At 67.6% G+C, this 16,014-nt stretch carries 13 protein-coding genes and 1 pseudogene; 5 read left to right on the top strand and 9 right to left on the bottom strand.

Annotated elements, in window-relative coordinates; translation table 11 throughout:
* Positions 1-38: 38 nt before the first annotated feature.
* Positions 39-458, top strand: a complete 420-nt coding sequence (locus ABT352_RS36915; RefSeq protein ID WP_350949682.1) for a DUF6223 family protein — start codon at positions 39-41, stop codon at positions 456-458.
* Between the two features lie 503 nt (positions 459-961).
* The gene (locus tag ABT352_RS36910) at positions 962-1,501 is read left to right on the top strand and encodes a DUF1062 domain-containing protein (protein ID WP_350949681.1); all 540 of its coding nucleotides are present in this window, start codon (positions 962-964) and stop codon (positions 1,499-1,501) included.
* Positions 1,502-2,650: 1,149 nt separating this feature from the next.
* On the opposite strand, the gene ABT352_RS36905 is transcribed toward ABT352_RS36910, so the two are convergent.
* The gene (locus tag ABT352_RS36905) at positions 2,651-2,947 is read right to left on the bottom strand and encodes a hypothetical protein (RefSeq protein WP_350949680.1); all 297 of its coding nucleotides are present in this window, start codon (positions 2,945-2,947) and stop codon (positions 2,651-2,653) included.
* Positions 2,948-3,070: 123 nt separating this feature from the next.
* On the opposite strand from ABT352_RS36905, the pseudogene ABT352_RS36900 reads away from it, so the two are divergent.
* Positions 3,071-3,415 (top strand): annotated as a pseudogene (locus ABT352_RS36900) (transposase); the annotation flags it as partial.
* 166 nt (positions 3,416-3,581) lie between these two features.
* On the opposite strand, the gene ABT352_RS36895 reads toward ABT352_RS36900, so the two are convergent.
* The 4 genes from ABT352_RS36895 to ABT352_RS36880 all read right to left on the bottom strand — a co-directional run bounded on the left by ABT352_RS36895 (position 3,582) and on the right by ABT352_RS36880 (position 6,080).
* A complete protein-coding gene (locus ABT352_RS36895; RefSeq protein ID WP_350949679.1) occupies positions 3,582-4,100 on the bottom strand; it encodes an SRPBCC domain-containing protein in 519 nt (172 codons plus the stop codon).
* Positions 4,097-4,399: an ArsR/SmtB family transcription factor gene (locus tag ABT352_RS36890; protein WP_350949678.1), complete on the bottom strand. Its 303-nt coding sequence runs from the start codon at positions 4,397-4,399 to the stop codon at positions 4,097-4,099. Before ABT352_RS36890 ends, ABT352_RS36895 begins: the two co-directional genes overlap by 4 nt.
* A gap of 97 nt (positions 4,400-4,496) precedes the next feature.
* Complete coding sequence (locus ABT352_RS36885) at positions 4,497-5,045, bottom strand: YciI family protein (RefSeq protein WP_350949677.1); 549 nt, start codon at positions 5,043-5,045, stop codon at positions 4,497-4,499.
* Between the two features lie 171 nt (positions 5,046-5,216).
* Positions 5,217-6,080: a LysR family transcriptional regulator gene (locus ABT352_RS36880; protein ID WP_350949676.1), complete on the bottom strand. Its 864-nt coding sequence runs from the start codon at positions 6,078-6,080 to the stop codon at positions 5,217-5,219.
* A 93-nt stretch (positions 6,081-6,173) separates the two neighbouring features.
* On the opposite strand from ABT352_RS36880, the gene ABT352_RS36875 reads away from it, so the two are divergent.
* Complete coding sequence (locus tag ABT352_RS36875) at positions 6,174-6,911, top strand: SDR family oxidoreductase (protein WP_350949675.1); 738 nt, start codon at positions 6,174-6,176, stop codon at positions 6,909-6,911.
* A gap of 48 nt (positions 6,912-6,959) precedes the next feature.
* On the opposite strand, the gene ABT352_RS36870 is transcribed toward ABT352_RS36875, so the two are convergent.
* From ABT352_RS36870 to ABT352_RS36855, 4 genes are all read right to left on the bottom strand, one after another.
* Positions 6,960-8,024: a hypothetical protein gene (locus tag ABT352_RS36870; RefSeq protein ID WP_350949674.1), complete on the bottom strand. Its 1,065-nt coding sequence runs from the start codon at positions 8,022-8,024 to the stop codon at positions 6,960-6,962.
* Positions 8,025-9,236: 1,212 nt separating this feature from the next.
* Entirely contained in the window at positions 9,237-10,298 is a 1,062-nt protein-coding gene (locus tag ABT352_RS36865) for a TniB family NTP-binding protein (protein WP_350949673.1), read from the bottom strand.
* A 205-nt stretch (positions 10,299-10,503) separates the two neighbouring features.
* Positions 10,504-12,771 (bottom strand): NACHT domain-containing protein, encoded by a 2,268-nt coding sequence (locus ABT352_RS36860; protein WP_350949672.1) that lies wholly within the window; start codon positions 12,769-12,771, stop codon positions 10,504-10,506.
* 592 nt (positions 12,772-13,363) lie between these two features.
* Positions 13,364-14,530 carry a coiled-coil domain-containing protein gene (locus ABT352_RS36855; RefSeq protein ID WP_350949671.1) on the bottom strand — a complete coding sequence of 389 codons (1,167 nt, stop codon included), beginning with the start codon at positions 14,528-14,530 and terminating at the stop codon, positions 13,364-13,366.
* Positions 14,531-14,848: 318 nt separating this feature from the next.
* Between ABT352_RS36855 and ABT352_RS36850 the strand changes: the two genes are divergently transcribed.
* A complete protein-coding gene (locus ABT352_RS36850; RefSeq protein WP_350949670.1) occupies positions 14,849-15,883 on the top strand; it encodes a site-specific integrase in 1,035 nt (344 codons plus the stop codon).
* Positions 15,884-16,014 lie beyond the last annotated feature (131 nt).

Genomic DNA, 16,014 nt, shown 5'->3' with positions numbered 1-16,014 from the left:
TCCGGTTCGCCGGAGAAGACACAGAAAAGGAGCGCCCCATGTCCGTCCGTCACCTGCTCGCCGTCGCGGCCGCCCCGATCGCGGTCCTCGCACTCGCCGCACCGGCGGCCGCGCATGCCTCGGCCCAACTGGACCCCGTCGGCGCCTACACCATGACCGCCGGGCGTCTGTGGTCCCTGATCGCCGTGCTGCTGGGGGTGGCCGGCGTGGTCGTCGGCGGGCTCGCCCTGGCACGCTCCGCGGGGCGTATCGGCTCCGGCTCCGGGAGAAGGGGGGCCGTCGTGGCTCTGGTGGCGGGGGCGGTCGGCGCGGTCGTCGGCGGGCTGGTCGTGGCCGCCGCGGACGGTGGTCCCGGCACCGGGTACGGAATAGTCGGGGGCTTCATGGCCCTGGCGGTGGGGCTGATCGCCATGGCACTCGGCGGGCTGGCCCTGACCCGCTCCCGCCGCGCCGTCTGACGTCGATACGGCGGTGACGTTCGCCCGCGGCCCATCAGGCGGAGTTGGTCGCGCGCCTGCGGGAGTCGGGGGCGACGCCCGCGGACGTGGGGCCTGGGCAGTGAGGACGGACGTCTCGTGGATCGTTCTCACCGACCCGGCGGGCAACGAGTTCTGTGTCATCACCCAGGGCTGACACGAAGCCGTGGACACCGGCGACGGATGCCGGTCCCCTGGGCGGCCTTCGTCAGCCAGGGGCCGGTAGCGCCGCCGGAAAACCGTTTGAGTCTTCTTTCCGCGTTCCCGTAGGTTGCCTCCCAGCCCCGTCGCAGTGAGGACAGAGGACAAAACCGCGTGACCCCGCCTGCTTTCCAGACCTGACACCTTCTTTCGCTCACCTGTAGCCGACCTTCCCGTCGGTCCTGCCGGGCTGCCCGTGTGCGCCCGGTCCTACAGCGTTTGAGGTCGCGCGCAATCGGCCTCGTGTCAGGTCTAGAGAGATCATGTCTTCACAACCTCATATCGTGCTGCCCTGGGTCGTTCGCCGGACCAGGCTTCCTCTGCTGTCACTGCGGTGCGTGGACTGCCGATCGGAGTCGGCCACCCCCGGCAAAGGCAGGTTCCGCGTCAACGCCAACGGCAAGCTGCTGGACGTGTGGCTGCTGGTGCGCTGCGTGTCCTGCGATCGGACGAGCAAGCTCACCGTGCACGAGCGGGCACCGGTCACATCCTTCGATCCGGCCGAACTTCACGGCTACCGCGTCAACGATCCGGAACTGGTGGTGTCCAGGCTGCTGGATCCGCTGCTCGCCAGGCGCAATCGCTTCGTCCTGGACTGGACAGGGGCCTGGCGGCTGGACATCCGGTCGGCATGGTCCGACGAGGCGTGGCCGGTGCGGGTGGAGGTCGTCTTCGAGGATCCGGTGCCGGTGCGTCCGGAACGGCTCCTCGCCCAGGGGTTGGGCATCAGCAGGAACGAGGTGCTGCGCCGGATCAAGTGCGACATTCCGCTGCGCCGTACGACGAGCACCGGATTCACCTTTACCGCGATGGCCGAGGACTAGGAACTGTTCAAAGTTCGGATCTTGGTGAGGGCTGGTCGTGGCTGGTAGAACTCGGGCTGGAGGTGGTCAGCGTGGACTCCACGATCGTGCGGGCGCACCAGGAGTCGGCCGGGCCGGCGGTGGCCGGACAGACCCTGGATGCGCTGGAACAGGCACTGACCGAGGAAAAGAGGGCTCCGCTGGCCAAGCAGCCGCCGGTCCTGCGGGGGGAACCTCACACCCGGCGCGGACGATACGTCGCCCGCGCCGGATCGTGCCGTCACGCGGCGACGTCGCAAGACCCGCGCGAAGACTGCCGGGCTCGGCCGCTCAGCTGCTGCTCAAGCCCTGAGTTCGTGCGAACCCAAAGGGCGAGCCCAGGCTGTTGGGGGGCTGGGAGGTCGTGCATCCTTGGGTACGCCGGAACCCAAGGCCGTCTGCGGTCAGCCGTTCCCGGAGCGGCACCGGGTGGCGCCCAGGCCCCGGCGATGCGAGGCCACCTCTGCCCAGCGAGCGGTTGAGGCGCCTGAACTGGTGTACGGAGCCAACCTCTGCGTGAGCAGGCGTCCTCTGCCAGGGCGGCGCCCAGTACCAGACCGAGTCATCCTCAACCGGGGCTGACACACGACTCCTCGGCTTCGCCACCACGACGAAAACCTCAACGAAGAGGAAGAGGCTTCACCGATCCCGAGATCCCTTCCGGGGCGCGGTCACCTGCCGCCGCTGCCTGAAGCTGACCACGCAGGAGCCCGTCTCCGAGCAGCTGGAGCTGTTTCCCGTCACCGACCCCGAGCCGGGCAGCCGACTCGACGGACACAGCGACTGATCGCGGGCCGGGCCGCCGTCGTGCCAACTGTCACGAGATTGGAGGACACGACGGCCGCGACGTGCGCTTCACCAATCGGAAAGCTCATCCTCCTCCCCTCCTTTCCCGGCATATGAACGTTGAGGTCCAGGCCGGCGCCTCCGACTCGCCAGGATTGCGCAGCCGCAGCCCACACGCTCCGCATGTAAAACTCTCCGCTTGAAGAAATCTCCAGCCCCCGTCGACGTAGGACTCGCAACCACCTTCACCGTCGGGTTCGACATCGACAGAGACCTCGAAGTCCTCACGACCGAAGCAGGACGCCTCATCGAAAGGCTTCACTCTTGCCGCCCGAAGGAGACCGTTCAGTCCAGGATGCGGAGTCTCCACGGGTAGTTCGCGGGTCCCGCCTGATCGCAGGCGTACGACCTTGCGCCCATGGCGACCCATGCCGTGCCCGACTGGACGCACTCGTAATGGAACATGTAGTAGCCCTCCGTCCACCACACTGACGGTGCGGAGGCGCTCGCACCGTGCGTCGCCTCGGCACTCCGCGACGCCGTGATGGCGGTGGCCGCAGTCGCCGCCGGGCTTGCGAACAGCAGGATTCCCCCGGCCACCACCGAGGCGGTCGCCATGGTAAGCGTGTTCTTGACTCGCATTTGTACGTCCTCTCCGTTCCCACCGCTGATGACGTGAGTTGGCGGTCACGTGTCCCCCGATCCCGGCGGGCGCGTGGCTCGCTTTCCTCCAGCAGGTCTACGGCACGGCCACTCGCGCAGATCATGATCGTGCGCGTTCTTGTCCGTAATCCTGGAGTCCGTGTCCGTTTTCGACAGGGTGCGCGTTCCTGGACGAACCCCGCCCGGCCGACGATCGGCGTCAAGCGGGAGGGCTCGCGCTGGTACGTGATCGTGTCGTGTGACGACGTGCCCGCCGAACCGCTGCCCGCCACCGGCACCACCGTCGGGATCGACCTGGGCGTGGCGTCGCTGGCCACCACCGGCGACGGTGAGCACCTGGACAACCCGCGCCACCTGGCCGCCTCCGCCGGCCGTCTCGCCGGCGCCCAGCGCGACCTCGCCCGCAAGAAACGCGGCTCCGCGCGGTGGCGCAAGGCGGCGGCCCGTGTCGCCGCCCTGACCGAGTTCAGCGGGCCTCCAGCTCACCGCGGCTCCATTCCCGAAACCATGCCAATCCTGGACGTACGAGCCACGTCCCGTCACAGAACGCGAATGGAGTTGATGAGCGAGGACGCCACCGAATTGGGCGGGACGGCCGCCGTGGTGCGAGGGATCAGGTGTCGCCGTTGTCTGCGCGCAAAGCCGCCGCGAAGCGCCGACCCGGCGCGGGGTCGACCCCGAAGCGCTCGGCGTAGCGTTCGTGATTCTTCTCCCACCCCTCGTGCGCGTCCTCTTCCGAGAGGTCCTTGCCGGCGAGATGAGGCTCAAGCCGCGAAAGGTAGGCGTCCCAGCCGGTGGCGGTCTGCGCTGAGGTGTCGCGGTCGTCGAAGACGTGGGTGAAGACCAGGCGGCAGCCGTCTCCGTGAGCGGTCAGATCGAAGCTGTACGCCTGGCCGGCATAGGTCCAGGCCAGGCGGTGGGGTGGATCGACCTCTGTCACCTCGCCGGTCACGCCGGCGACTTCGAATCTCTCTCCCGTCGCCGGTGTCCAGTCCGCGGCCGCGGGAAACCAGCGCTCGAGCTCCGCGGGCACGCTGACGGCTCGCCACACGCGCTCGACCGGGTAGGCGAGCGTGCGCTCGAAGCGCAGCGCCGGGCGGCCGTCGATGGTTTCCAGGGTTCCGTCGATCATGGGTTCTCCTCCAGGTGTCGTTCCAGGGTGTCGAGGTGTCTGGACCAGAACACGCGATAGGGCTCCAGCCACTGGTCGACCTCGGCGAGGGGATCCGGGCGCAACGCGTATATGCGTTGCTTGCCGTTTTTGCGCACCACGACGAGTCCGGCCTCGCGCAATACCTTGAGGTGCTTCGACACGCCGGGTTGGCTGAGGTCGAGGCGTTTCACCAGTTCCCCGGCGGGCCGCTCGCCGTCACGCAACAGGTCGAGAATCTGTCTGCGGTGCGGCTCGGCCAGGGCTGCGTAGGCGCTCATGCACTCATATTGCCAGATGGAAATATGATGCCGCAACGTAGGGCCGAGGGCGGGCGACGATACTCGTCACCCGCCCTCGGCGCCGGTCAAGCACTCATCATCGCCGCCCGCCGAACCTCCAGTCGTGGACCTCGATGTCGGCGTACCGGCCCGCGGTCAGGACGTCGCGTGCCGCGTCCGGTCCCGGCGCCTGGACCAGCAGCGCCGTACCCAGCCAGGTGGTGCCGTCGTCCGACAGCAACGGTCCATAGGCGATCAGGCCGTCCCGGCCGGGCGGCGGGACGAGGTCGGCAGCCTGCCCGGAGCCGAGGCCCACCACCAGATACCGGTCACCGCCGTCTCGGTCGCCGGGAAAATCCCACATGGTGCGCCCCAGTACGTTGCGCCATCGGCGCAGCATCACGTCCCGATACACACCGGCCTGGTAGTTGGGCTCTTCGAAGGCGAAAGCACGCGCCGTGGCGAGATCGGGCAGATCGACGATGTGCACACTGCCGGTGGCCGTCTCGCCGCCGGGGCCGAGGGTCGGGCCACGCGCGATCATCGTTGCCGCGTACCCGTCCATGTAGGACCAGTGCTCTTCCACCAGTTCGTCGCGCAGGGCCGCTGAGTCAGGTCGATCGCGGTGATAACAGAAAAACTCCATGCGAGGAGTCTTACCTTGACTTTCTCCCTCTCGTGAACGACGGGGATTCCCGTTACGCCCTGGCGTTGGCGTACCGGCCCGCGATGCGCCTTCGCGCTGCCGGAGAAGCCGTGGTCCGGCCAGAGGTCGTCATCCCCGCATCGTCGGACCAGTACGAAGGGCGGGAGAGCGTCACAGTCGTGTGGCCGTGCGGACCAGGCCGGCGAGGGCGAGGGAGCGGCTGTGCGCGGGCCAGGCGATGTGGGTGACGACGGGGGGCGCGTCGGTCAGGGGGACGGCGGTGTGCTCGGCCCACAGCCAGGAACGGGCGGAGTCGGGGAGGACGGCCACGGTGCGTCCGAGGGCGATCAGCTGGGCCAGCTGTGTCTGGTCGCGGATCTCGGGACCCGGCCCCGGCGGGTAGACGCCGTGGCGGGGCCAGCGGGCGAGAGGAAGATCGGGGACATCGCCGACGTCGGCCAGGGACAGGGTCTTGCGCGCGGCGAGGGGGTGTCCGGCGGGCAGGATGGCGATCTGCCCCTCGGTCATCAGTTCCTCGCTGTCGAACCCGGCGAGGGAGTTGAACGGCGCGTGCATGAGCGCCACATCGGCGCGACCGTCGCGCAGCAGCCCTTCCTGCTCGCAGAGGCCGCACGGCAGCACCTCGATCTCGGCGGCGCCGGGTTCGGCCGCGTAGGCGTCGAGAAGCTTTCGCAGCAGCTCGTGGGAGCCGGCGGCCTTCACCGCCAGTACCAGGCGGTTGCGGGGGCCGTCCGGATCGTCGGCGCCACCGGCGCGGCGGGCGCGGCGGGCGGCGGCGGTGGTCGCGTCCAGGGCCGCGCGGCCCTCGTGCAGCAACACCTCGCCGGCGCCGGTCAGAAGGACGCCGCGGCGGTTACGTTTCAGCAGGGAGACGCCCAGGCGCCGCTCGAGCTGCTGGATCGCCCGGGACAGCGGTGGCTGGGCCATGCCGAGGCGTTCGGCGGCCCGGCCGAAGTGCAGTTCCTCGGCGACGGCCACGAAGTACCTCAACTCGCGGGTTTCCAGAGTGTCCACCGCCACAACATACCTCGGTGATACCTGTCGGGTATGACAGGATGCCGTATCGGTGTTGGATGCATCGCTTGTCCACCCGCGACCATCAACGGCATGAGTGAAACGAAGACCGCGCTGGTGACCGGCGCGAACAAGGGAATCGGGTACGAGATCGCGGCCGGGCTGGGCACCCTCGGATACCGCGTGGGCGTGGGAGCCCGCGACGAGGTTCGGCTCAAGACCGCCGTCGAGAAGCTGCGCGCCGCCGGGGTGGAGGCGTTCGGGGTGCCGCTGGACGTGACCGGCGACCAGAGCGTCACCGAGGCCGCGGAACTGGTCGAACGGCAGGCTGGGCGTCTGGACGTCCTGGTCAACAACGCCGGCATCTCAGGACCGGTGGGTCCGGGCTGGGTGCAGGACCCGACAGCGCTCGACCTCGATGTGGTCCGCACGGTCGTGGAGACCAACGTGATCGGCGTCATCCGGGTCACCAACGCGATGCTGCCGCTGCTACGGCGCTCGGCGTCGCCACGCATCGTCAACGTCTCCAGTAGCGTCGCCTCCCTCACCCGGCAGGCGGACCCGGACATCGAGATCGGCCCTGTCATGGCGGCCTACGCGCCGTCGAAGTCCTTCCTCAACGCCGTCACCGTGCAGTACGCCCGGCAGTTCGCCGGTACGGACATCCTGATCAACGCCGCCTGCCCGGGCCTGGTCGCGACCGACTTCACCGGCTTCCAGGGGCCCCGCACCCCCGAGCAGGGCGCGGCCACGGCGATCCGGCTCGCCACCCTGCCCGACGGGGGTCCGACCGGCTCGTTCTTCGAGGACGACGGCGTCATCCCCTGGTGATCTTCAACCTGTCGTGAACCTGCGGCAGGCCCCGCGCCCAGCCGCTCGTCAGCCCTCGGCCCCGGATGGCTCGGCCCGCAGTTCAGCGGCGACGGCGCGTTCCCTGAGCTGGGCGGACTCGGCGCGCAATGTCTCCATCTGGTCGCGTAGGTCCGACAGGCGCATCTGTTCCATGGCCAATCGCAGGCGCATCTCGTCACGTTCGGCGAGCGCCTCGGCGGCCCTGGCCGCCGCGCGCTCCTCCGCCTCGGCGATCTTCTCGGCGGCCCGTTCCTCGGCCTTGGCCACCCGGCGCGCCGTCCGCTTCTCCGCCTCGGCCGCCTGCTTGTCCGCCCGGTCGGCCCGTGTGCGCGCCTCGGCCGCCTCGGTCAGGGCTTCGGCATGGGCGGTCGCCGCGGCGTCGGCACGCGCCAGCGCCCGGTCCCGTTCCGCTTCGGCCGCCTCGGCACGCGCCGAGGCGGCCGAAGCGGAACGCTCGGCCTGTCCCTTGGCCTCCTGCGCGCTCGCGGCCTCCCGCAACGCCTGGTCGCGCTCGGCTCGTGCCCCCTCGGCCTGCTCCTGTTCGTGAACGGCCCGCGCCTCGGCCCGGCGCGCCTCGGCCTCCGCGGCCTCGACGCGCTCGGCCATCTCCCGCAGCGCCGCGTCTCTGGCCGCTTCGGCCCGCTGGGCCCTGCGAGTGGCCTCCTGCTCGGCCTGCCTGGCCCGGCGTTCGGTGCTGGCCGCCTCGTGCAGCGCGGCCAGTGCCTGCTCCCTGGCGGTCTCCGCGTCGGCCAGGGCGTTGTCACGTTCGGCATTGGCCTCCTCCACGCGGCGCGTCATCGCGTCCCGCTCGCGCCGGGCGTGCTCGGAAGCCTCCCGCGCCAGGCGTACCTGCTCGAAGGCCTGTTCCCGCTCGGTGCGCGCGATCGCCACCCGGGTGTGCGCCTCGGCCTGCACCGCGCTCACCTTGGCCTCCACCCCCGCCGGGCTCAGCTCCTGCGCCAGCACCTGCGCCAGCGGCGCGATCGCCGCGGTCATCCCCTTCTCCATGCGCTCGTAGAACTCCTCGGCTCTGGCCAGTGCCCCCTCAAGCCCCGGTGTCGCCCGCCGCATCTCGCGTTCGCGCTTGGCCACCGCCTGGCAGTCTCCCTGCGCGCAGTAGGCCCTCGGCCGTCCCCTCCCGGGCCTCTGCTCGATCGGCGTCCCACAGTGTTTACACGGCGTCATCGCACCCGGCTCCCGCATGCGCAGCAGCCTAGCATCTTTGATTTTCCAGAAATTAAAAATAAATAAACAAGATCTGTTGCGTCTCTCCCAGGTCCAAGTAACTACCGGGAATGTAATTCCCGCAAGTTACTGTGCCGAACGGATCCGACGGCTGATGCAAAGACGACGGATGCCCCATCGGCTCGTGTCCCGTCTCACTCAATCTGAGGCAGTCTCATCCAATCTGAGGTATCGAGCGGTTCGTCTCATCCATCTGAGGCATGATCATAAACGGGCCGTCCCGGGCAAAACACCTGTCTCGTTGACTGAAACCGCAGGTCAGAGGTGGCTTCTACGCCTTAGCTGATCATGCTGGCAGGGGGAATCAGAGCCTCTCCCCCAAAGGTGCCTCCTCTGAGGCCGGTCGAGAGCCTTGGAGCCCGAACAGCGCTATGGCATCCCAGCCCTTCTGGCCGAGTTGTCTCATGCAACTTGAGGCATTCGATAGGTTGTCTCATCCATCTGAGGCATGATCATCGTGCACCGGCTTGGGTGACGAAGCCGAGTCATGGTCTTTGCCCAGCTCAGCACGACTTTTGAACGGTTAGCAACCGTAGGAAAAATCGGGTCGAAGTTGTGATGTTTCTACGATCGTTCCTGCTGTTTCGGCATGTGGGTGTGAGGTTGTCTCATGCAATCTGAGGTATCGCGTGGTTCGTCTCACCCATCTAAGGCATGATCACTACTTGTCAATCAGCAGCAAGGAACACACAGCGGGCTATCGGTGTAGGTCAGCACGTATTTCGAGGACTCCGCCGAGTGTGCTGAGCTGTGCAGTTTCCAGCTGCAGGCGTTTTGCACGCGATGTTCACGTGGCATTGTCGCGCCAGCGATCGACGGCGGATGTAGTGCAGGACGACGGCGAAGCGATTTGAACCGCGCCGGGATTGCTGGAGGCTTTGATGTACTCCGGTGCGGTTCAGTCGCGAAGTACGAGGTCGCGTTCGAGGTGGTTGACGTGTGCGAGCCTTTAGATGAAGGAGAGAGTGGACTCACCGGGCAGGGGCCGTTGAGGTATCGGTAGTTGCCGGAGGGGCTCAGGCCAGGCGAAGCTGATCTGGCCGCGGCCTTTATCAGAACTCATGTAGCTTCGCCGGAGTCGTCACGGTGGTCGCGGGTCGAGCGTTGGGGGCGCGGGTGGTTCTGCTTGCGGTTGGTCTCGGCGGCGTGGTCGAGTTGGATCTGGTCGAAAACCTTCTTGGTGATCTTTTCGGTGCCGGTGAGGATGGACTCGATGGCGGCTGCTCGGATCAGGTGGGAGAGGCTTCCGATCATCCCGCCGGTGCGGTTGTGGAGGTAGCCAGCGAGACGGACCAGGCTGCCGGGTTGGTGGTGGTCGAGGCGCAGTGCGTCTTCGAAGGTGGCGATCAGGGCGTTCCAGGCTTCGCGTTGTTCGTTGTTTCCGTAGGCGAAGTTGGAGGTGGTGATGGCGGTGAAGCGGCTGGCGATCTGGTTGCCGCTTCCTTCGTTGGACAGGCCGACGGTGTCGATGCCGGAGTAGACGAACGTCGCGGGGATCCGCTCTGCGAGGTGCTTGACGTGCTTTGAGGCTTCTTTGCTGTTTCTGGTGGTGAGTGCGATGTTGTGGATTTCGTCGATGAGTACCAGGCTGGTGCCCAGGTCGCAGAGCACATCGCAGACGGCGTTTGTGATGTTGATGTGGTTGAAGCTCTTCGTCAGCGGGATCCCGAGGAACCTGGCGAACTCCGCGGTGATCATCTTGGCGGTGGCGCCCGGCGGGAGGGCGACGTAGACGACCGGCAGGAGATTCTTGCCGACTCCGAGCCTGCGGCGCAGCTGCAGGTCGTGGTGTTTGCCGAGCTGAGCGATAGCGGTGGTCTTACCGGTCCCGGCGCCCCCGATGACCACCAGTTCGCGGCGGGCACTGATCTGGCCGCAGTTGAGCAGGGTGAGCCGTTGTCCGGCGTGAACGGTCTGCCAGAGCGCCGGGGTCGCGACGACGAGCCGTGCGTGGTATTCGAGCTTGTCGCGCTCATACTCGTCCCTCTGCAACCCGTTGAAGGCCGCTTTGTGCTCGATAGGGACGATGGTGAAATCCGAAGATGTGGTGAGGACGAACTTCATCCAGCCCTCTCTCGTCGTGAGTGGGCTGTGCTGGGACGAAGGATCGGCTGCGGTCATTACGGATACTCCTGCTCATCGAAGAAGGTGAACACGCCGAACGCCATGACCTTGGTCGTGGGTGCGATGGCGCGCTGATCGAGGGAATCGGCGCCAGCATGGTCAGGCATCGCACGTCCTTTCAAGCTCAAGGTGGCCAAGGGCGGAGCCGTTGAGCGGGGTGGCGCCAGATGAATCCAGACGATGCGGTGCGAGGTTGTCCGGCTCAGATGGCATTTTCGGTGGATCGTGGTGGCGCGGCCCGGCTTGTGGGCTCGCTGCTCGATGATGGTGGGGCGGCAAGGTGGTCTTGGAGTTCGGCGTGGCGGAACTGGTAGATCGGGCCGATGGTGCGCAGCAGGCCAAGACGGTGAGCGTCGTCCAGGAACGCCATCAGCTCGCGAGGCAGGTGCTCCTTCTTCGCCAACCGCCGGACGGCGATCGTGTAAGCCAGCCAGGCATGGTGATTTCCGAAGGTGAGCCCGCGCGAGAGACCGACCATGAGCCCGGCCGCGAGCCCACTCGCGAGCCCAACGGGGAGCCCGACAGGGAGCCCACCCGCGAACCCGGCTGCGAGTGCGGCCAGGCGCCCAAATGAGGACCCGGCCAAGAGCCCGACCGGGAGTCCGACCGCGAGCCCAAGCGTTACGACGCGCAGCAGTGTCAAGGCCCTGTCGGCTTTCCAACTCGTCAGCGGCAGGGTTGCGGCGGTGGAGGACGCGGGCTGTTCCGCCCATTTGATCATCCCGTCCGCGAATCCGACCACAAACCCGACGATGAATCCGCCTAAGATCCCGTAGACGAGCCCGACCGCCAGCCCGCCGGCGAGACCGTATATGAGCCCGTTCGCGAACCCGTACATAAGTCCGAGTACGAGTCCGCCTAAGATCCCGAACGTGAGCCCGTTCGCGAGCGCGTTTCGCACATGTGCGATGAGGTCGGCTGTTCTTCCCGACAGATGCAGATCGGCATATCCGGGAGTCTCGGCAAACCACGTTTCGAGCCCGACCGAGAGCGTGAATGTGAGATCGAACATGAGCCAGATCATCAAAACGATCATCATCAGGAACAAGGGGGGTTCCGAGACCCCGATCAAGAGCGCGATCATGACCACGACCGTGAACCCGCCCCAGATCCCCATCGTGACTGCGCTCTCCCGGACAGCGCGGCGTCGTTCGGTGCCAGGGACGGTGTGCTGGGCGAGATGCCACCAGGCCAGGTCGTAGGTGTTGTGGTCGCGCAGCAGACGGGCGAGGTAGGCCAGGTGGTCGCGGGCGCGCTCAGGGTTCCAAGCGGTGCGGGGCCGGAAGTAGTCGGCGGAGTCGCTGCTAGGAGGTCTGCTGTTGATGACGGCGGCGATGAGGTGGTCGAACAGGTGGGTCCGCAGCGTCGTCTCCTGCTGGGCCAAGACGCCAGTGAGCGCAGCGGGGTCGGCGGCGGGGGTGATGTAGACGGTGCGAATCAGCCACAGTCCCAGCGCGGTTTCTGCCAGCTTGCTCAAGCCCGGACAACAGCCGTCGCGCAGCGCACTCCAGACTGGCGTCCAGTCGTGGCGGGACACCGGCGGCAGGCACGTGCGCAGGTAGGTCTCGGCGCTGGCGGTGGTGATGGCGGCTGGAGCGATGACTGCGGTGGCGGTCAGTACATCCCCGGCCTGTCTGACCGCTTGGGCGTATTCGGTGGTGCGGCTGGTGAGGATGAACTGATCGTCCGAGGCCAGCCACCGGTTCAACGCAGAGATCACCGCGATACGGGCTGGCGGGGGGATCTCGTCCAAGCCATCCAGGATAGGCAAGATGTGACCGTACGTCACCAGGGCGTGGGCGGCGTCGGCCCCAAACTCCGCGGCGCGCAACGCCGGGTAGTCGGCACTCAGGCGGGTGGCGAGCCAGTCGTGCAGCCGTGGGTAGGCGGCGGTGTCCCAGCCGTTGACCGGCACCAGCACCGGCACCGGATCGGCCTCGCGACGTTCAGGGCCCGCCAGGTGCAGCAGCAGCTGAATGGCCAAGGTGGTCTTGCCAGTTCCCGGACCGCCCGTGATGATCAGTCGCCGGCGCCGTAGGGTCTGAAAGGCGTCGGCCAAGGCGGGGATCTCGTCACTGGAGCCGCTGAACGTCAGCGCGTGCTCGCCGACCAGCCGGGGATGATCCATCAAGCTCGCGTCGTCAACGAGGCGCCAGGAGATGGGGATCGGTTCAGGCTCATCCAAAGACCGGATGGCTTCTTCGGTGCGCCACTGCTGGATCACCAAGACAGTCAGTGCCTTCTTAGCCGCGGCGATGGTTTCCTCGGAACTCGCCGACGGCGTACGGCGATCCGCGAACCTCATGTAGAGCGTCAGGGCCAGAGCGCTCAGCCCGATGAACGCGCCGATCACGCTGGCTGACTGGTCGGCTTGCGCCAGCCCATCCCGGGTGAACAGGTACAAACCCATCGCGCTCACCGTGGTGGCGAACACGGCGATACCCATCCACTTCAGAAGGCGTCCCGACATGATCCTATCATTGCGTGACCACAAGATCACACGAAGCGATATGAAACATACGGGCACGGGCCAATCGGAATCGGCAGGTAGCTGTCACTCGGCTTGTGAGCACCAACGAAACGGCTGCCGCCCTCAGCGCGCCGATAATCTCTGGGCTTGATCCGGTTTGACGGACATCCGAGATCAGGGGCTCGCCCCGAAAGGATGTCCGTCAAACCGGATCAAGCCCAGACCCAGCTGGCTTGCCTTGAGAATGCGGTGAGGCTCGCTGCTACGCCGGATACAGAAGGTCTTCGCTGCCCACAGGTCAGCGCCGGCCGCAGGACAGGCCCCCGGGATCACTGACATCACATGACGTTTCCGGGGCGGCGCGACGAGGAGGAGGCCGCTCTGAACTGGGGGTTCGTCACCTGCTGTCAGTGGAAATCGTCATCAGCATGTCAGTGACGCCTCCATCGACGATGGGCGGCCCCGGGTCCGGTCATTGGTTTCTTCGCCTGGTCAGGCTCGGTTCCTGTCCCTCTACGCCGGGGTGGAGCACAGTGTTGAGAGGGGCGTTTTCCGGCGTCGACGGCCGCTGTGGCGGAAGGGGGCGAGCGTCTCAGGGACGCTCAGGGAAGTCCTCGCGATGTGCGGCACCGCCTGCCCCCTCAGCCGCTGTGGCTTCCGGAGGCGGTTGCAGGGTGAGCAGACGGCTGATCGTCTGCTGGGCGACCTCTTCGCGCTGCTCGGCGGCCTGAGCACGGAGTTCGGCCCCTTCCAGCGCCTTGTACAGCACCTCCAGCCGGGCCTCGGCCACCGCGATTGCGGTGCGTGCCTCATCGCGCTGGACGCCGGTTCGCCGCAGTTGCTCACGTTCGGTGGTGAGTTCCTCGCGCACCTGGATGGTCTCGGCGCGGGCCGCCGCAGCTTCCTGGTGCGCCTTTTCCCGTGCGGTCTCGGCGCGCTCGGCTCGGCTAGCAGCGGCTTTCAGATCGGTATGTGCCTGATCGAGAGCGGTGGCGCGGTCGGCCAGGGCGGTTTTCAGGGTGGCGATCTGCCGGTCGTGTTCGTTGGCCGCGGCGCGGGCCTGGCGACCTTCGGCGTCCAGGACACCTTGCAGAGCGTCGCGTTCGGAGGCGATGCGCCGGGTCGCGCGTTCGGCGGCGGTGGCGCGTTCGGCGCTGGTGGTGGCATTTTGCTGGGCGTGGGCGCGGGCGGATTCGTGCTCGCCAGCGGTGCGCCAGGCCACGCGTTCGGACTCCTCGGCACGCTGCTGCGCCGCGGCGGCTTTTTCCATCGCCTTTTCGCTGGCGGTGATCGCGGCCTTGGCCTTGTCCTGAGCGGCGGTAGCGCGCCGGTCGGCGATGGCGATGCGGTCGGCGGCGCGCTGCTCGGCGGCCGCGGCGGCGGCGCGGGCCTCTTCGGCGGCCTGCTCGGCGGCGTCGATCTGGGTGAGCGCGCCGGTAGTCGCGGCCTGTAGCGCCTCGGTGAAGGCGGCCAGCTGGACGCTCCACTGCTCACCTGCGGCCAGCAGGTCTCCGCTCAGCGCGCCAGTGCGGCGGAGCGCCTCGGCGAGGATCGGGGTGTGGGTGGCGGTGCGGGCGCGATGCGCGGCGGCGCGGCAGGCGTCCCCGCAGTACAGCGCTGGACGACCACCGCGGCGGCCTAGCGGTTCCAGCTGGTTGACGCAGCCCGAGCGGGCGCATATCCGCCCCATAGCGGGATCTTCGGCGACCCTCTCAAGGGCCGGGAAGGGCTCGGAGGCGCGGGAAGGATCTTCGCTCACCGGCAAAGAATAGCATCGTACCGTTCGCGAACGATCATATTTTCGCACGTCACGAAACGAAATAGTGAAGCCCAGTGCATCCCGGGCAGGCTTGCGATAACTTTGCTTATCGTAAGCCTAAGAGCATCGAAATAGACCCGATGATCCTATGAATTGGCAGGGAGTGGCTGCATGCATCTGAAGCGCCCCAACGACGACGATGGCGTGATGTCAGGCCTTGGTGCCGGTGACGGTGCCGAAGTGGATGTCTCTCCCGAGGAGCCGAGTTCGCCTGGGACCGCGCTTGCCTGGCGTGCTTCGGTCGATAATGCGGCACGGATGGACGATGCGGTCGTCTTGGACGGGGTGACGGTCTCCGGCGATCGGCGCTCGGCCGACGAGTACGTGACCGAGGAGGCTGCGCGGCTGATCGCGGCGGCCCCCGCGGCGAACACCACCCGCGCCTACGCCCGTATCTGGGCCGACTACCTGTCCTGGTGCACCGCCACCGGCCGCACTCCGCTGCCGGCCACCGCCGCCACCCTGGCCAGTTTCGTCGCCGAACTCACCGGACGTGGCCTGGCCCCGGCCAGCATCGATCAGGCGCTGGCCTGCGTGTCGTCCGCGCACGGCAAGGCCGGCCTTCCCAAGCCGCACACCACCGCCGCCCGCGACGCGTTGCGCGCCTACCGCCGCGCCTGGAGCGCCAAACCGGGTAACACGGTACGCAAGGCCCCGCCGATCACCATCGACATCCTGCGCAGCCTCATCACGCATACCCCCGACGACACCCCCACCGGGATCCGGGATCGGGCCGCGCTGGTGCTCGGCTTCGCGCTGATGGGCCGGCGCAGCGAGCTCGCCGCCCTCGACTGCGAACACCTCACCTTCCCGCGCCAGGGACTGGAGGTGTTCATCCCCGTCAGCAAAACCGACCAGGACGCCGCCGGGCAGACCGTCGCGGTCCCCTACGGCTCACACCTTGCCACCTGCCCGGTCCGCTCGGTGCAGGCATGGCTGGCCGTGCTGGCTGAGCACGGCATCACCACCGGCGCGCTGCTGCGGCCCATCGACCGCTTCGGCCGCATCGGCGGCACCCCCGGCTGGGCCGGCCGCGGCGGCCTGCGCCTATCGGGTGTCACACTGAACACCATCGTCAAGGACGCCGCTCTGCGCGCGGGCCTGGCCGACGCCGAACGCTACAGCGCGCACGGGCTGCGCGCCGGTGGCGCCACCACCCTGGCCGACGCGAACGTGCCCACCGGCAAAATCGCCGAACAGGGCCGCTGGAAGCCCACCTCCCCCACCGTGCACGGCTACGTTCGCGCCGTCGACCGCTGGAAGGACAATCCCATGGGCAAAGCTGGCTTGTAGCGGCCCGCAGGGGCTCGCCCAAGGCCGGGTAGTTAAAGGGCCTGCAGATCAATAACTCGCCTTCTTGGTCTCCGGTTTGGGGATGCCGAGGTGTGTGACGAGGTCGGTGAGATCGTCGAGAGTGGCCAGGT

The organism is Streptosporangium sp. NPDC000563 (assembly GCF_040299985.1).
Taxonomy (GTDB): domain Bacteria; phylum Actinomycetota; class Actinomycetes; order Streptosporangiales; family Streptosporangiaceae; genus Streptosporangium.
Note: the sequence above shows the minus strand (reverse complement) of the source record. Positions and strands in the feature narration are given on the sequence as shown.

Excerpts from the sequence above, each read along its gene's own strand:
- ABT352_RS36915 (WP_350949682.1), top strand. The coding sequence starts at position 39 with ATGTCCGTCCGTCACCTGCTCGCCGTCGCGGCCGCCCCGATCGCGGTC.
- ABT352_RS36905 (WP_350949680.1), bottom strand. The coding sequence starts at position 2,947 with ATGCGAGTCAAGAACACGCTTACCATGGCGACCGCCTCGGTGGTGGCC.
- ABT352_RS36895 (WP_350949679.1), bottom strand. The coding sequence starts at position 4,100 with ATGATCGACGGAACCCTGGAAACCATCGACGGCCGCCCGGCGCTGCGC.
- ABT352_RS36890 (WP_350949678.1), bottom strand. The coding sequence starts at position 4,399 with ATGAGCGCCTACGCAGCCCTGGCCGAGCCGCACCGCAGACAGATTCTC.
- ABT352_RS36885 (WP_350949677.1), bottom strand. The coding sequence starts at position 5,045 with ATGGAGTTTTTCTGTTATCACCGCGATCGACCTGACTCAGCGGCCCTG.
- ABT352_RS36875 (WP_350949675.1), top strand. The coding sequence starts at position 6,174 with ATGAGTGAAACGAAGACCGCGCTGGTGACCGGCGCGAACAAGGGAATC.
- ABT352_RS36865 (WP_350949673.1), bottom strand. The coding sequence starts at position 10,298 with ATGACCGCAGCCGATCCTTCGTCCCAGCACAGCCCACTCACGACGAGA.
- ABT352_RS36860 (WP_350949672.1), bottom strand. The coding sequence starts at position 12,771 with ATGTCGGGACGCCTTCTGAAGTGGATGGGTATCGCCGTGTTCGCCACC.
- ABT352_RS36850 (WP_350949670.1), top strand. The coding sequence starts at position 14,849 with ATGGACGATGCGGTCGTCTTGGACGGGGTGACGGTCTCCGGCGATCGG.